We start from the raw sequence: 14,742 nt of genomic DNA on the forward strand, positions 1-14,742 counted from the left end.
GGATCGAGTCAGCGACGGAGGCGCCAGGGGCCGTAGGCCGCGCCGAGACCGGTGACGATGATGCCGGCGAAGAGCCAGCCGTAGCGGCCCGAGACGACACCGATCAGGGCGAGCACGATGCCGATCACGACCACGACCCGCGAGAGGACGCGCCGGAACGCCGGCCGCGAGAAGCGCATCGGACGCCCGGGCGGTCGGCTCATACGCCGACGGTGAACGTCGTGCCCGTGGCATCTTCGGCGAACGCCCAGAAGGCGGTGCCGATCGCGGGGTCGGTGGAGGTGCGGGTCGGCGTGTGCAACGTCGGGGCGCCCTTGGTCGACCACCGCGGCCCCCAGAACTCGCCGCCGTGCGCCTCGGGCGCGGTGAGCGCGTGCAGGGTGACCTCGGCGCCGCGGTGCTTGCCCTGCGCCCAGGCCGCCTGCAACGCGTCGGCGAAGCGGCCGCCCGCGCTCGGCTCGTTGACGCCGGGCACGCGCGGGGTGCGACCGCTGATCGAGTAGCCCGGGTGCGCGACGAGGCTCGACACGCTGCTGCCCGCCGCCCGCAGCCGCCGGTCGAGCTCGAAGGCGAAGACCTGCGCCGCGATCTTCGACTGGGCGTAGGCGCGCCAGAAGTCGTAGCGGCGCTCGAGCTGAAGCTCGTTGATGCGGAACGTCGACAGCCGGCTCGATAGCGAGCCGAGCGCGACGATGCGTGCGCCCGGCGCGAGGTGCGGCAGCAGCCCGGCGACGAGCGCGAAGTGGCCGAGCACGTTCGTCGCGAGCACGAGCTCGTTGCCGTCGGGCGACTCGAGACGATCGCCGGGCGTGTGCACCATGCCCGCATTGGTCACGATGCCGTCGAACGCCGGGCGATGCCGCAGACGGGCGACTCCGGCGCGCACCGAGTCGATCGAGGCCTGGTCGATCACGATCGGTTCGACGGCCCCTTCGACGGGGCTCAGGGACCGAGCCGCCATCGCGCCGCGGATCGCCGCCATCGCCGCCTCGAGGCGCTCAGGGCTGCGCCCGCTGAGCACGACCTGGGCGCCGGCACCGGCGAGCCGGGCCGCGGTGAAGAATCCGAGCCCGGCGTTCGCGCCGGTGACGAGGTACCGCCGGCCGGCCAGCGCGGGCAGCTCGAGCGGGTACCAGCCCCGACGGGCGGCCCGGCTCACAGTTCGCCGGGGGTGCCGCCGCCGTTCGCGAGCTCCTCGTGGTGCTGGATCACCTCGGCGACGACGAAGTTGAACCACTTCTCGGCGAAGGCGGGGTCGAGGTGCGCGTCGACGGCGAGCGCCCGCAACCGGGCGATCTGGCGCTGCTCGCGACCGGGGTCGCTCGGCGGCAACCCGTGCGCGGCCTTCAGCCGACCGACCTGCTGCGTGAACTTGAACCGTTCGGCGAGCAGGTGGATGAGCGCCGCGTCGATGTTGTCGATGCTCGAGCGGATGCCGAGCAGTTCGCTCATCGCGGCGTCCCGGTCGTCGAAGGCGGGCGCATTGGTCATGGTTCGAGCGTACCCGCCCGCTTCGGCGGGTTGAGGAGCGAGCGAAGCGAGCGTCTCGAAACCCTCGACCGCGACCGGGCCTCGAGACGGCGCTGGTGCGCCTCCTCAACCCACGAGACTCACACGGATGCCGACCGCTCGAGCATCGGCTTCGTGGCGACGAGGCCGAGCCAGACGACCCCGATGCCCGCTGCGAGCACGGCGGCGATGACCGCGAGCGAGAGCGGGGCGACGATGATCGTGATCCCCGTGAGCGGCAGCATCACGACCGCCGCCGTCACGGCCGAACCGATCGCGGTGATGCGCAGCGGCGACATCACCGAGCGGCGCCGTGCGGCCTCCATCGTCGCCGTCGGCATGCCGAGCATGCCGAGCGAGCGGGAGAGGTCGGCCCGGTCGAGGATGGAGGCGGCCTGGTTCACGCCGACCGAGCAGGCGACCATGAGGAACGAGCCGACGACGGTGATCAGGATGCCGGTGCGGATGTCGGCGAACAGCAGCATCGACTCGGTGTCGGCGGCCTCCCCGAACGAGCCGAGCAGGGCGATGCCGGTGCCCGCGAACACGGCCATGAAGCTCGTCATGGCGACGCCGGAGACCTGCCGCCAGGCCGCCTTGGGCGACTCGAGCACGGCGCGTGCGGCCAGGAGTCGCTGGGGGGTCTTCGCGCGCCGCGCCTGCGACCGCGCGACGAGGCGGATCACCCACGGCCCGATCAGGTTCAGCACGGCGATCGTGCCGCCGAACGCCGCACCGAGCATCGCGAGGATGACCATCGCCGAGCCGGCCACCTGAAGCACGGCCATCATGCCGAACGCGACCGCGATGACTGCGAGGCCCACGACGATGCGCAGCCAGTGCAGCTTCGGGGCGTCCTGCCTCGTGCGCACGCCGAGCGGCGAGATGACGACCTGGCGGAGCCCGAGCACCGCACTCGCGGCGGCGAGCAGCGCGACGCCGCCGACGACGCCGACGAGTGCGGGCAGCCCGAGCAGCACGCCGTCGAGGCCGAGCGGCTCGCCGCGGAACGGGATGAGCGCGATGAGCGGCACGAGGAGGAAGTAGAGCACGACCCCGGCGACGGCGCCGACGACCGCGAGCACCACCGATTCGAGCACGGCGAGTGCCGACACTGTGGCGGGCGTCGCGCCGAGCAGTCGCAGGGTCGCGAGCCGGTCGTCGCGGCGTCGGGCCGAGAGACGGGCCGCGGCGCCGCCGAGCGAGGACAGCGGCACCACCAGCAGCACGAGGGCGACCACGGCGAGCGCCTGATACGTGACCCCCATGTCGTCGGTCCAGCTCCAGAACGACTGGGCGCCGCCGAGCACGGTGAGCAGCAGCGCGGTGACGATCGCGAACGCGGTGGCGGGCAGCGCGAGCGGGGCGAGGCCGCCCGTTCCGGGCCGGGCGAGCAGCCAGGCGACGCGGCCGATCATGCGCCGGCCTCCGCGCTCGCGCCCGCGGGCACCCGCTCGCCGACGATGCGCCCGTCGCGCATGTCGACGATGCGCGAACAGCGCCCCGCGACGTCTGCGTCGTGGGTGACGACGACGAGCGTGCGGCCCTGCCCGGTCGTGGAGTCGAGCAGCGCCCGCATCACCTCGGCGGAGGTGGCCGAGTCGAGTGCGCCGGTCGGCTCGTCGGCGAACACCACGGCCGCCCCCGTGACCTGCGCTCGCGCGATGGCGACGCGCTGCGCCTGTCCGCCCGAGAGCTGGCCGATGCGGCGGTCCTCCATGCCGGCGAGCCCCAGGGCGGCGAGCCAGCCGCCACCGTATTCCTCGGCGCGGGCGCGAGGCATCCCGTTCAGCATGAGTGCGAGTGCGACGTTCTCGACCGCAGTGAGCTCGGGAATCAGCAGGCCCTGCTGGAACACGAAGCCGAACGCTTCGCGACGCAGGCGCGAGCGCTCCCGCTCGCCGAGCGCCGTGACCTCGACCCGCCCGGCGCCCGACTGGAACGCCACCGTGCCGGTGTCGGGTGCGACGATGCCGGCGAGGCAGTGCAGCAGCGTCGTCTTGCCCGAGCCGGAGGCTCCCATGATGGCGAGCGACTCGCCGGTGCGCACACGGAGGTCGACGCCCGCGAGCGCGTGCGTCTGACCGAAGGACTTCACGAGGCCGGATGCCTCGAGCACGAAGGAACTCATGCTTCGAGCCTGCCCGGGCGGCGGGGAACACGCGTCGGGCGGGAGAGGTATCTCCCGCCCGACGGGGTCATCCCCCCGGATGACCCCGTCCGCTGGTCGAGGTGGAAACGGAGCGACCGTCTCGAAACCTCAGCGCGGTGTGGCCTTCCGGATGACCAGGAATCCCGCAACGGCCGCGACGACCGCGGCGACGAGCGTGAGGGTGAACACCCCGAGCAGACCGATCGAGGCGAACCAGCTCAGCACGGCAGGCCAGGTGTTCGTGAAGGTGAAGCCGGCGATGAGCGCGAGCACGAGGGCGACGAAGCTGAAGAACAGGGTCATCATTCCGCGCACCCGCCACCGCATGTACACGGTCGTCACTCCGGCGCCGACGAAGAGCACGAACAGCTGGAGCGAGAACGTCGTGAAGAAGTCGAACGTCCACCCCGACTGCCCGTACCAGAGTGTGTCGAACATGCCGGCCCCGATCCACCAGCCGCCGGTCGCCTTCTCGATCTGCACGAGGGTCGCGATGGCGACGGCCATCTCGGCCGCGACGAACACGAACATCGCGCTGAGGCCGAGCCAGTAGTCGCGTCGCGTCGAGCCGAAGCCGAGCGCGAACGAGAAGGTGAACGCGACGGCCTGCACGCCGACCGCGACGAGGTACCACTGGGGTGAGAGCACGGCCCAGCTGTAGCGGAAGCCCTCCTGGATGTCGCTCGCGTCGACCGCGGCCCCGCCGGCCCCCTGGATGATGAGCGCCACGATCATCGTGACGGCCCAGGCGCCGCCGAGGATGAGCCAGGGCACACCGAAGAAGATCGTGGGGTTCACGGCGAGCAGGCGGACGATGCGCCAGATCTCGCCCGGACGGACTCGGCTGGACATCGACGCCTCCCGTTCGGCGGTGGCGGCGGTCGTGGTGACGGCGGTCATGCTGCGGCCTCCTGTTCGATCGAAGCGGCGAGGTCGGCGCCGGTGAGGTGGACGATGAGCTGCTGGAGCGAAACGGGCGCGAGCTCGAGGCCGAGCTCGGCGGCGCGCACGCGCTCGGCGTGGTCGAGCCGCCCGTCGATGGTGACGGAGGCGAGCCCGCCGAGGCCCTCGCGGCCGATGACCGGCCGATCGGCGACGAACTGCTCGACGGCGGCGCGGGCACCCGCGATCGTCGTCGCCGAGCCGCGCACCTCCTCGGCGTCGCGGTCGAGGAGGATCCGCCCCTGGTCGATCAGGATGATGTGCTCGAGCAGGTTCGCGACCTCGTCGATCAGGTGCGTCGAGAGCACGATCGTGCGGGGGTGCGCGGCGAAGTCCTCGAGCAGCCGATCGTAGAAGATGTGGCGCGCGACCGCGTCGAGCCCGAGGTACGGCTCGTCGAAGAAGGTGAGCGGCGCCCGGGAGGCGAGTCCGACGATCACGCCGACGGCAGAGAGCTGACCCCGGCTGAGCTTCTTGATGGGACGCTTGAGCGGCAAACGGAAGTCGGCGATGAGCCGGTCGGCGAACTCCTGGTCCCAGTTCTCGAAGAACCACGGCGCGGCCGTGAAGACGTGCCGCGGGGCGAAGTCTTCGGGGTAGCGCTGCGACTCGGCGATGAAGCAGAGACGTCGCAGCACGTCGGCGTGCTCGGCCGGGGTCCGCCCGAAGACCTCGATCTCACCGCCGTTCGGGAAGAGCTGCCCGGTGAGCAGCTGCATGATGGTCGTCTTGCCGGCGCCGTTGCGGCCGAGGAGCCCGTAGATGCGGTTCTCCTCGAGCGTGAAGTCGACGCCGTCGACGGCGGTGAAGTCGCCGTAGCGCTTCGTGAGTCCGGATACCCGGGCCACGGTGGTGGTCATGATGCGGTCCTCTCGGATCGGAGTGCGGCGAGCATGCCCGCCAGGTCGTCGACGTCGATACCGAGCTTGTCGGCCTCGACGAGGAGGGGTCGAAGGTACTGGGCGCTGAATTCGGCCCGTCGCCGCTGGATGAGGCGATCACGGGCGCCGACGGTCACGAACATGCCGATCCCCCGTCGCTTCTCCACGAATCCGTCGTCGACAAGACGACCCACCCCCTTCAGTGCGGTGGCCGGGTTCACCCTGAGGAATGCCGCGAACTCGTTGATCGACGGGATCTGCGAGCCCTCGGGCAGCGTTCCGTCGATGATGTCGTTCTCGAGCTGTTCCGCGATCTGGATGAAGATCGGTCGCGAGTCGTCCATGCCCGCCCATCTGGTGCGGCGAGGCGTTCACCTCGCATGTTGGTTAGTTACTTCAGCAACTAACCAACCACCCTTGGGCGAGGATGTCAACCCTTTCGTGAAAGTCGCAACCGCCCCTGGGTGAGCAGGATGCCCACGAGCACGAGCGCGGCACCGAGCGGCTCGTGCCACGAGAAGCGTTCGCCGAGCAGCATCACGCCGAGGGCGACCCCGACGACCGGCGTCACGTAGGTGACCGTCGAGGTGCCGGTCGGGCCCCACGCGCGCAGCACGTTGATGTTCCAGATGTAGGCGAGCCCCGTTCCGAGCAGGCCGAGCGCGACCAGCGAGAGCACGACGGGCAAGTCGAGCTCGACCGGCCCGATCGCCACGACGGGCGTCAACACGAGCATGACGACCGCCGACACCCCGATCGAGAGGAAGGCGAACGTCGCCGGCGCGATCGGCCGGCCGCTCAGGAACTTGCGCTGGTAGCCGAAGGTGAAGCCGTAGCAGGCCGTCGCGACGAGGCAGGCGAGCTGTCCCGCGACGCTGCCCGTGAGCGCCGTGATCTGCCACGGACCAATCACGACGAGCACCCCGAGGATGCCGACGCCGACGCCCGCCCAGCGGCTGAGCCCCAGCTTCTCGACACGGAACACGAGCGTCGCCATGAGCGCCGTCATGATCGGCGTCGTCGCGTTGTAGATCGAGGCGAGGCTCGACGAGACGTACTGCTCGGCCCACGCGAAGCACAGGTACGGGATGACGCAGGTCGTGAGCGAGACGACCAGGAAGTGCCCCCACACGGCCGGTTCTCGCGGCAGCACCGGGCCGGGCGCACCGTCTGGTGCGGTCACGCGCGGCCGCGTCACGAGCACGATGACCCCGAGGGCGAGGCCGCCCAGCACGGTTCGCGACCACGCGACCTGCCCGAACGACACCCCGTCGAGCGCGACCTTCATGAAGAGGAAGCTCGCGCCCCACACGAGCCCCATCGCGAGGAACTGCACCCACGTCGACAGCCGCTTCGGCGGCGCCGAGACGGATGCTTCAGCGGGGGCTTCGATCGATTCGGTGCTGCTCACCCACCGAGGCTACGGCGGCGGGACACCCGCCGGAATGCCTCCCGAACTCCGTGTCCGGAATCCGCCGAAGAACGGCAGCCCCGTGGCATCCGGCCGCTCGAAAAGGCCGACCGACCTCGGCGGTCGAGGAGCGAGCGTCTCGAGACCTCCCGCGTCAGACCTTCGGCCAGTCGCTGCTCAGGTATGCCTCGACGGCACGATGCCGGAAGGAGTACGGCTTGCCGCGATCGATGATGCCGCGGACGGTGTCGAGCCGCTGCGAGGTCGGCCCCGCATCGGTGACCTTGGCGAGGCCCATCCCCTCCGCGATGCGGGTGAGCGTGCGCGCCTCCGCGGGAAGCTCGGCCATCGCCTGCAGCAACAGCCGCTCGCGCGCCGGCAGTCGCTCGAGGATGCGTTCGACATGCGCGGTCGCTTCGCGTTGCGCCCCGCGCCAACCGCGGAGAACCTCTTCTGCGGTGATCGTTGCGCCCACCCCGGCGTACCACGCCTGTTCACCGGCGAGCTGGAATAGGAACGGCTCACCACGGCAGATGTCGACGACGCGGGCGGCCGCGTCGGGTTCCATACGGATGCGCGCGGTGCCACCGTTGCCGTCGGAGACCTCCCAGCCCTCGAGGACGAAGACCTGCAGCGCCTCGGCAAGATCTTCGTCGTCGATCGCTGAGAGCGTGGTGGTCTTGAATCGTCGCGCGAAAGTCGCACCCTTCCGAGCCCCGGCCATGTCTTCGAAGTCGGGCAGACCGGTCAGGTACACGGCGATCGGCAGGGAGCGATTCACGCGGGCGCCCCCGGGCACGTCGACCTCGACCTCGTGCGTGAGCGCATCACCGAGCGCGATGAGCAGCTGCGAGAGCGCCCGTTCGTCCGTGATGTTCTGAATCTCGTCGATGTGGATCAGCGCAATGACGTCCCGACGCGCGATCGCCGCGCGCCCAACCTCGATCAGCAGCTGCGTGAGCGCCGAGTAGGGCTCGAGTCCGTCTGCTCCGCGAATCGTGAGCGAGATGCCGGAGACGGCGACCGCCTGCACCCGTGCGATCGTGTCGGAGATCCGCTTCTCGCGCGAAGCCGGCAGCCCCGCGTCGGCAGCGAGTTTCAGCACGGCATCTGCGACGAGTTTGAGGGGGTCGGCGCCCGCGGGGATGCGGAGTTGCGGGGTGACCCAGTCGCCAGAGCGCGTCGCCTCTTGCGCGATGCGACGAACCAGCGTCGACTTGCCGAGCCCGGGCTCACCGAGAATCGTTCTGCCACGTTCTGGAAGACCGGCAAGGCGGCGTGGGCGAACCACGTCCCGCCAATCGCTCAGCTGTTCGGTGCGCCCGGCCCACACCTCGGGGATGGTGTCGGAGCCGGGGCTGAACGGGTTGTCGAGAGCGTCGCGCATGCTGATAAGTTTATCACTGCCCATCCCGCCGATAAAGTTATCAACACCCTCGACGGCGACCCGGCCCAAGAATAGGCTGGCGCCGACGAAGGGCGGAGCTCATGAACTGGGTGCTCATCATCGGCGGAGTCCTGCTGGCTCTGTCCGGGATCGTCTGGACACTGCAGGGCGTGGGAGCGCTGCCCGGCTCGGCCATGAGCGGCGTGACCCTCTGGGCGATCGTCGGGCCGATCGTCGCGGTCGTCGGCGTCGCCCTGCTCAGCTGGGGTATCGCGAGACGGCGACGCGGCTGATTCGTCGGTCGAGCAGCGAAGCGCAACGAGACCACGAGGCGGGCGGATGCCACGGGGCTGACCCCGGGGCATCCGCCCGATCGGTTTCGGCACGGTGGGGCAGGCGGTGCCGCCGTGCCGAGTGCCGTCCGGCGGCGGGCCCCCACCCGCCGCCGGAACCCTAGTGCTGCGTCGCCTTCTCGGCGCCGACGCCGGTGAGCGAGCGCACCTCCATCTCGGACTGCTTGGCGGGGTCTTCTGTGCCCTTGTCCAGGACCGTGCCGAGCCAGCCGAGGAAGAACGCCAGCGGGATCGAGACGATTCCGGGGTTCGACAGCGGGAAGATCGCGAAGTCGATCGCCTCCGTCTTCAGCATCGACGTCTCGGAGCCAGAGACCACCGGAGAGAAGATGATGAGCAGGATCGCCGAGGCGAGACCGCCGTACATGCTCCAGAGTGCGCCCTTGGTCGTGAAGCGCTTCCAGAAGAGGGAGTACACGATCGTCGGCAGGTTCGCCGAGGCGGCCACCGCGAACGCGAGCGCCACGAGGAAGGCGACGTTCTGGCCGTTCGCGCCGATGCCGCCGATGATCGCGACGACGCCGATGATGACGACGGTGCGACGCGCGACCTTGACCTCGGCGCCCGGCTCGGGCTTGCCCTTCTTCACGACCGAGGCGTAGATGTCGTGCGCGAACGACGCCGCGGCCGTGATCGTGAGGCCGGCGACGACCGCGAGGATCGTCGCGAAGGCGATCGCCGAGATCAGGCCGAGCAGCAGCGGGCCGCCGAGCTCGAACGCGAGCAGCGGGGCCGCCGAGTTCGCGCCGCCGGGGGCCGCGGCGATGACGTCGGCACCCACGAGGGCGGCCGCGCCGTAGCCGAGCACGAGCGTGAACACGTAGAAGATGCCGATGAGCCAGATCGCCCACACGACCGACTTGCGGGCCTCCTTCGCGGTGGGCACCGTGTAGAAGCGCATGAGCACGTGCGGCAGTGCCGCGGTGCCGAGCACGAGGGCGAGGCCGAGCGAGAGGAAGTCGATCTTCGAGACGTCGGAGACGCCGTACTTCAGGCCCGGGTTCAGGATCTCGGGGTTGCCCGCCGTCGCGACCGCGTTCTCGAGCAGGGTCGAGAAGTTGAAGCCGTTGATCGCGAGCACCCAGACCGTCATCACGCCGGCGCCCGCGATCAGCAGGATCGCCTTGATGATCTGCACCCAGGTGGTGCCCTTCATGCCGCCGATGAGCACGTAGAGGATCATGAGTGCACCGACCACGGTGATGACGAGGGCCTGCCCGAGCTGGTCGCCGACGCCGAGCAGCAGCGAGACGAGCCCGCCGGCGCCGGCCATCTGCGCGAGCAGGTAGAAGAAGCAGACGACGAGCGTCGTGGTCGCGGCGGCGATGCGCACCGGCTTCTGCTTCAACCGGAACGAGAGCACGTCGGCCATCGTGAACTTGCCGGTGTTGCGCAGCAGTTCGGCGACGAGCAGCAACGCGACGAGCCACGCCACGAGGAAGCCGATCGAGTACAGGAACCCGTCGTAGCCGGTGATCGCGATCGCCCCGACGATGCCGAGGAACGACGCCGCCGAGAGGTAGTCGCCGGCGATCGCCGAGCCGTTCTGCCCGCCCGTGAACGAGCGACCTGCCGCGTAGTAGTCGGCGGCGGTCTTGTTGTTGCGGCTCGCACGGAACACGATGATCATCGTGATCGCGACGAAGGCGCCGAAGATCGCGATGTTGAGCCACGGCTCACCGGGCGACGCGGGGGCGGTCTCGGCGGCGCGGAGGACGGTGGAAACGCTCATCGGGCGGCCTCCTCGGGGGCGAACTGCGCGGTCTCGATCTCGTCGCGGATCTCTTCGGCGATCGGGTCGAGGCGGCGGTTGGCGTAGCTGACGTACCAGGTGGTGACCGCGAAGGTCGTGACGACCTGCGCAAGGCCGAGCAGCATCGCGACGTTCACGTTGCCCCAGACGGGCGTCGACATGAAGTCGTGCGCGTAGCTCGCGAGCAGCACGTAGGCGAGATACCAGACCAGGCAGGCGGCGAGCACCGGGAAGACGAACCTCCGGTGCCTCGAACGCAACTGCTGGAACTCGGGGGATTGTTGCACCGCGCGGAAGTCGACGGGCGGGGCCGTCTCGTTCTCCGCGCTCAGGGCGTCGTTGCCCATGGCGTCTCCTTCATCGGGGTCGTGTTCTTCAGGAGCGGCGGCGGGGTCGCCACCGCTGCGCTGCGTGCGCCCCACTCTGGCGTGCACCGCAGGCGGCGTGGGGCCCGTGCCGTTCGTCGTCGCCGAACGGCGTCGACGGTGCGACGAACGGCGCAGCGGCGCCGACGAGCGACGACCGTGGGGGCGGGTGAACGGTTACGCTGGCCTGCATGCCCGAGTCGATGCTGCTCGCCGCCGCACTCGGCGCACTCGGCGGGGCGCTCGCGGTCGGGCTCGTGCTGTTCCTGCGGCGACTCGTGCTCGCCTCGAAAGAACTCGGCACCGACGCCGAGCAGGCCACCTACCAGACGCTGCACCTCGCCTCACGGGCGGCGAAGCACCTGCGCGGCGGCATCGACGGCCCCGACGCGCAGCGCGCCGGCAAGCACCTGCGCGCGCTGCTCGGCGCCGACAGTCTCGCGATCGCCGACCGTGCGGGCACGATCGCGATCGACGGCGACGATGCCGTGCGCCAACTCGCCGAACGGCTCGTCGGCGAGGTGCTCGCCGGCGGTCGTGCGCAGGTGCAGCGCCGGATCCCGGTCGGCGCGTGGGAGACCGACGCGGTCGCCGCGCCCATCGTCGGCCGCACCGGTCCGGTCGGTGCGATCGTCGCGTTCGCCTCGCCCGTTCGGGCGGGCCTCGTGCGCGCGACCGGCGAGGTCGCCGACTGGGTGGCCGCGCAGGTCGAGCTGGGCGAGCTGGATGCCTCGCGCGCGGCCCTCGCCGAAGCCGAGGTGCGTGCGCTCCGCGCCCAGATCAGCCCGCACTTCATCTACAACTCGCTCAACGCGATCGCCTCGTTCATCAACACCGACCCGCAGAAGGCCCGCGAGCTCGTGCTCGAGTTCGCCGACTTCACGAGGTACTCGTTCCGACGGCACGGCGACTTCACGACCGTCGCCGAAGAGCTGCGTTCGATCGACAGCTACCTGCGACTCGAACGTGCCCGCTTCGGCGAGCGGCTCAAGGTGACGCTGCAGATCGCCCCCGAGGTGCTGTCGACGGTCGTGCCGTTCCTGTCGATCCAGCCGCTCGTCGAGAATGCCGTGCGCCACGGGCTCGAGTCGAAGGAGGGTGGCGGGCGCATCACGATCGAGGCCGCCGACTCGGGCGCCTACGCCGAACTCAGCGTCGAGGACGACGGCGTCGGCATCGACCCCGAAGTGCTCGCCGGAGTGCTTGCGGGTGCGCCCGCCGGCGGCGAGCACGTGGGGCTCCGCAACGTCGATGCGCGGCTCCGGCAGGTCTACGGCGAGGAGTACGGCCTCGTCGTCGAGACGAACCTCGGCGCCGGCACCCTCGTGCGCATGCGCGTGCCGAAGGCGGGCCCCCGCCGTGATGGGAGGATCACCCCATGATCTCCGTGCTCATCGCCGACGACGAGCAGCCCGCGATCGACGAGCTGGCGTTCCTGCTCGGTCAGGATCCCCGCATCGGCGTCATCCATCAGGCCTCGTCGGGCGCCGAGGCGATCCGGCTGCTCACCCGTGAGCCGGTCGACGCGGCGTTCCTCGACATCCACATGCCGGGCCTCACCGGATTCGACCTCGCCAGGGCGCTTGCCCGGTTCGAGCACCGGCCGGTGCTCGTGTTCGTCACGGCCGACGAGGAGGGTGCGCTCGAGGCGTTCGACCTCGAAGCCGTCGACTACCTGCTGAAGCCCGTGCGCACCGAGCGCCTGCACCGCTCGATCGGGCGCGTGGTCGAGGCGATCAAGTCGGGCGCTGCGGGGAGGGTCCTGCTCGAGGCATCCGCACCGCCCGAGATGATCGCGGTCACCCTCGGCGGAACGACGCGGATGATCCGCCGCGACGACGTGCGTTACGTGCAGGCGCAGGGCGACTACGCCCGGCTGCACACCGAGGAGGCGAGCTACCTCGTGCGCGTGCCGATGGCCGACCTCGAGCGGCAGTGGGCCGACGCCGGGTTCGTGCGGGTGCACCGCTCGTACCTCGTCGCGCTCGCGCACGTCGGGCGCGTGAGACTCGGCGCCGACCACCCGAGCGTGACCGTCGGCCAGGCCGAGCTGCCGGTGAGCCGCCGACTCCTGCCGGGCCTGCGCGACCGGCTCGAGCAGGCGAAACTGCGGGCACGCCCGTGAGCGAGGAGCAACCGCGGCGGGTGCGCGTCACCGCTCCGCGTAGGGATGCGGGCGCGGCATCCGAGCCGCCGAGCGGGCGCGCCGACCGTCGCGAGCCCGACGACGTCCAGGGCGTCTACGTGCGCTCGCTCATCCGCTCGCAGCTGCGGCTGGCGCTCACCGTCGCCGCCGGCTTCATCGTCGCGACGGTGCTGTTCGTCATCGCGATCGCCCTCGTGCCCGACCTCGATCGCACCCTCGTCGTGGGCGTGCCGGTGTCGTGGCTCCTGCTCGGCTTCGGCGTCTACCCGCTCGCGATCACGGTGGGCGTGCTCTATCTGCGGGCGGCATCCCGCAACGAGGCACGCTACCGCGCCCTCTCGGAGGACTCGTGAACCCGGCGATCGGCTACATCGCGATCGTCGCGGTCGCGCTCGTCTCGGCGGTGATCGGGTTCTACGGCCTGCGGGTCTCGCGCACGACGAGCGACTTCTACGTCGCGAGCCGCACGGTGCGCCCGTGGTGGAACGCCTCCGCGATCGGCGGCGAGTACCTCTCGGCGGCCTCGTTCCTCGGCATCGCGGGGCTCATCCTGCTCACGGGAGCGTCAGCGCTGTGGTTCCCGATCGGCTACACGGCCGGGTATCTCATGCTGCTGCTCTTCGTCGCGGCACCGCTGCGGCGAAGCGGCGCGTACACGATCCCCGATTTCACCGAGGCGCGCCTCGAATCGCTGACGGCCCGGCGGGTGACGAGCCTGCTCGTGATCGTGGTCGGCTGGTTCTACATCGTGCCGCAGCTGCAAGGGGCCGCCCTCACGGTGCGGATCACGACAGGGCTGCCGTCGTGGGCCGGCTCGCTCGCGGTCGCGGTCATCGTGGCCGTCGTCGTCGCCGCGGGCGGCATGCGCGCGATCACCTTCGTGCAGGCGTTCCAGTTCTGGCTCAAGCTCACCGCGCTCGCGGTGCCGGTGGTCGCGCTGCTGCTCGTCGTCGGCGCTGGGGATGCCACGGCCGAGCTGCCGCCGGTCGCGGCGTTTCCGCCCGCGGCGGGCCCCGGCGACCTCGACGTGTACCGCACCGTCTCGCTCATGGTCGCCCTGCTCTTCGGCACGCTCGGGCTCCCTCACGTGCTGGTGCGCTTCTACACGAACCCCGACGGGGCCGCGGCGCGGCGTACGACGGTCATCGTGCTCGTGCTGCTCAGCGTCTTCTACCTCTTCCCGACCGTGTTCGGCTTCCTCGGCCGTGCCTTCGCGCCCGACCTCGCGGCACCGGGCGACGCCGACGCGCTCATCCTGCTGCTGCCCGATCGTCTGGTGCCGGGCCCGCTCGGCGATCTCCTGACGGCCCTCGTGATCGCCGGTGCGTTCGCCGCGTTCCTCTCGACCTCCTCGGGGCTCGTCGTCTCGCTCGCGGGCGTCATCAGCCAGGATCTGCTGGGCGGCAGCGTGCGCGGCTTCCGCATCGCCGCCATCGTGTCGACCGTCGTACCGCTCGTCGTCGCGCTCGCCACCGAGTCGGCCGGGCTCGCCGGCAGTGTCGGGCTCGTGTTCGCGTTCACGGCGTCGACGCTCTGCCCGATGCTCATCCTCGGCATCTGGTGGCGCGGGCTGACCGCGCGCGGCGCGATCTCGGGCATGCTCACCGGGGCGGTGCTGTCGGCGGCGGCGATCCTCGGCGGCGGCGCGCTCGGCGCGGCGGCGCCCGGCCTGCGTCCGTTCCTGGAGCAGCCGGCGGCGTGGACCGCGCCCATTGCGATGCTCGTCACGGTCGTCGCCTCGCGATTCGACCGCCGCGGCGCTCCGCCCGGCACCGAGGCCTACCTCACCCGGTTGCACGTGCCCGAGCGCAACTGAGCGAAGGCCGTACCCTCACCCACGGTT

At 70.8% G+C, this 14,742-nt stretch carries 17 protein-coding genes; 5 read left to right on the forward strand and 12 right to left on the reverse strand.

Annotation, left to right across the window (positions count from 1 at the left end):
* Nucleotides 1-8 precede the first annotated feature (8 nt).
* The 10 genes from H516_RS22005 to H516_RS0106060 form a co-directional block, all read right to left on the reverse strand.
* A complete protein-coding gene (locus H516_RS22005) occupies nt 9-203 on the reverse strand; it encodes a hypothetical protein (protein WP_157432161.1) in 195 nt (64 codons plus the stop codon).
* Nucleotides 200-1,159: an SDR family NAD(P)-dependent oxidoreductase gene (locus H516_RS0106020; RefSeq protein WP_245561732.1), complete on the reverse strand. Its 960-nt coding sequence runs from the start codon at nt 1,157-1,159 to the stop codon at nt 200-202. The genes H516_RS22005 and H516_RS0106020 overlap by 4 nt, the downstream gene beginning before the upstream one ends.
* Nucleotides 1,156-1,491, reverse strand: coding sequence for a chorismate mutase (locus H516_RS0106025; protein ID WP_022888819.1), 336 nt, complete (start codon nt 1,489-1,491; stop codon nt 1,156-1,158). The genes H516_RS0106020 and H516_RS0106025 overlap by 4 nt, the downstream gene beginning before the upstream one ends.
* Nucleotides 1,492-1,610: 119 nt before the next feature.
* Complete coding sequence (locus tag H516_RS0106030; protein WP_022888820.1) at nt 1,611-2,927, reverse strand: FtsX-like permease family protein; 1,317 nt, start codon at nt 2,925-2,927, stop codon at nt 1,611-1,613.
* The gene (locus H516_RS18675) at nt 2,924-3,640 is read right to left on the reverse strand and encodes an ABC transporter ATP-binding protein (RefSeq protein ID WP_022888821.1); all 717 of its coding nucleotides are present in this window, start codon (nt 3,638-3,640) and stop codon (nt 2,924-2,926) included. The genes H516_RS0106030 and H516_RS18675 overlap by 4 nt, the downstream gene beginning before the upstream one ends.
* A 129-nt stretch (nt 3,641-3,769) precedes the next feature.
* Nucleotides 3,770-4,561 (reverse strand): hypothetical protein, encoded by a 792-nt coding sequence (locus tag H516_RS0106040; RefSeq protein ID WP_022888822.1) that lies wholly within the window; start codon nt 4,559-4,561, stop codon nt 3,770-3,772.
* The gene (locus tag H516_RS0106045; RefSeq protein WP_022888823.1) at nt 4,558-5,463 is read right to left on the reverse strand and encodes an ABC transporter ATP-binding protein; all 906 of its coding nucleotides are present in this window, start codon (nt 5,461-5,463) and stop codon (nt 4,558-4,560) included. Before H516_RS0106045 ends, H516_RS0106040 begins: the two co-directional genes overlap by 4 nt.
* Nucleotides 5,460-5,828, reverse strand: a complete 369-nt coding sequence (locus tag H516_RS0106050) for a GntR family transcriptional regulator (protein ID WP_022888824.1) — start codon at nt 5,826-5,828, stop codon at nt 5,460-5,462. The genes H516_RS0106045 and H516_RS0106050 overlap by 4 nt, the downstream gene beginning before the upstream one ends.
* Nucleotides 5,829-5,914: 86 nt before the next feature.
* Nucleotides 5,915-6,895, reverse strand: a complete 981-nt coding sequence (locus H516_RS0106055; protein WP_022888825.1) for an EamA family transporter — start codon at nt 6,893-6,895, stop codon at nt 5,915-5,917.
* Nucleotides 6,896-7,049: 154 nt separating this feature from the next.
* Nucleotides 7,050-8,282, reverse strand: coding sequence for a P-loop NTPase family protein (locus tag H516_RS0106060; protein WP_022888826.1), 1,233 nt, complete (start codon nt 8,280-8,282; stop codon nt 7,050-7,052).
* Nucleotides 8,283-8,383: 101 nt separating this feature from the next.
* Between H516_RS0106060 and H516_RS0106065 the strand changes: the two genes are divergently transcribed.
* Complete coding sequence (locus H516_RS0106065) at nt 8,384-8,575, forward strand: hypothetical protein (protein ID WP_022888827.1); 192 nt, start codon at nt 8,384-8,386, stop codon at nt 8,573-8,575.
* Nucleotides 8,576-8,735: 160 nt separating this feature from the next.
* Here H516_RS0106065 and H516_RS0106070 read toward each other — a convergent pair whose 3' ends face one another.
* Both H516_RS0106070 and H516_RS0106075 read right to left on the reverse strand, forming a co-directional pair.
* Nucleotides 8,736-10,367, reverse strand: coding sequence for a solute symporter family protein (locus tag H516_RS0106070; protein WP_022888828.1), 1,632 nt, complete (start codon nt 10,365-10,367; stop codon nt 8,736-8,738).
* Nucleotides 10,364-10,735 carry a DUF485 domain-containing protein gene (locus H516_RS0106075; protein WP_022888829.1) on the reverse strand — a complete coding sequence of 124 codons (372 nt, stop codon included), beginning with the start codon at nt 10,733-10,735 and terminating at the stop codon, nt 10,364-10,366. The genes H516_RS0106070 and H516_RS0106075 overlap by 4 nt, the downstream gene beginning before the upstream one ends.
* Before the next feature lie 209 nt (nt 10,736-10,944).
* Between H516_RS0106075 and H516_RS0106080 the strand changes: the two genes are divergently transcribed.
* Genes H516_RS0106080 through H516_RS0106095 form a run of 4 tightly spaced genes read left to right on the forward strand, consistent with a single transcriptional unit; the run spans nt 10,945 to nt 14,715 of the window.
* Nucleotides 10,945-12,135 carry a sensor histidine kinase gene (locus H516_RS0106080; protein ID WP_022888830.1) on the forward strand — a complete coding sequence of 397 codons (1,191 nt, stop codon included), beginning with the start codon at nt 10,945-10,947 and terminating at the stop codon, nt 12,133-12,135.
* Nucleotides 12,132-12,878, forward strand: coding sequence for a LytR/AlgR family response regulator transcription factor (locus tag H516_RS0106085; protein WP_022888831.1), 747 nt, complete (start codon nt 12,132-12,134; stop codon nt 12,876-12,878). Before H516_RS0106080 ends, H516_RS0106085 begins: the two co-directional genes overlap by 4 nt.
* Nucleotides 12,875-13,252: a DUF485 domain-containing protein gene (locus tag H516_RS0106090; RefSeq protein ID WP_022888832.1), complete on the forward strand. Its 378-nt coding sequence runs from the start codon at nt 12,875-12,877 to the stop codon at nt 13,250-13,252. Before H516_RS0106085 ends, H516_RS0106090 begins: the two co-directional genes overlap by 4 nt.
* Complete coding sequence (locus H516_RS0106095; protein ID WP_022888833.1) at nt 13,249-14,715, forward strand: sodium/solute symporter; 1,467 nt, start codon at nt 13,249-13,251, stop codon at nt 14,713-14,715. The genes H516_RS0106090 and H516_RS0106095 overlap by 4 nt, the downstream gene beginning before the upstream one ends.
* Nucleotides 14,716-14,742: the final 27 nt, after the last annotated feature.

Source organism: Agromyces italicus DSM 16388, from assembly GCF_000421545.1.
In the GTDB taxonomy this organism is placed as follows: domain Bacteria; phylum Actinomycetota; class Actinomycetes; order Actinomycetales; family Microbacteriaceae; genus Agromyces; species Agromyces italicus.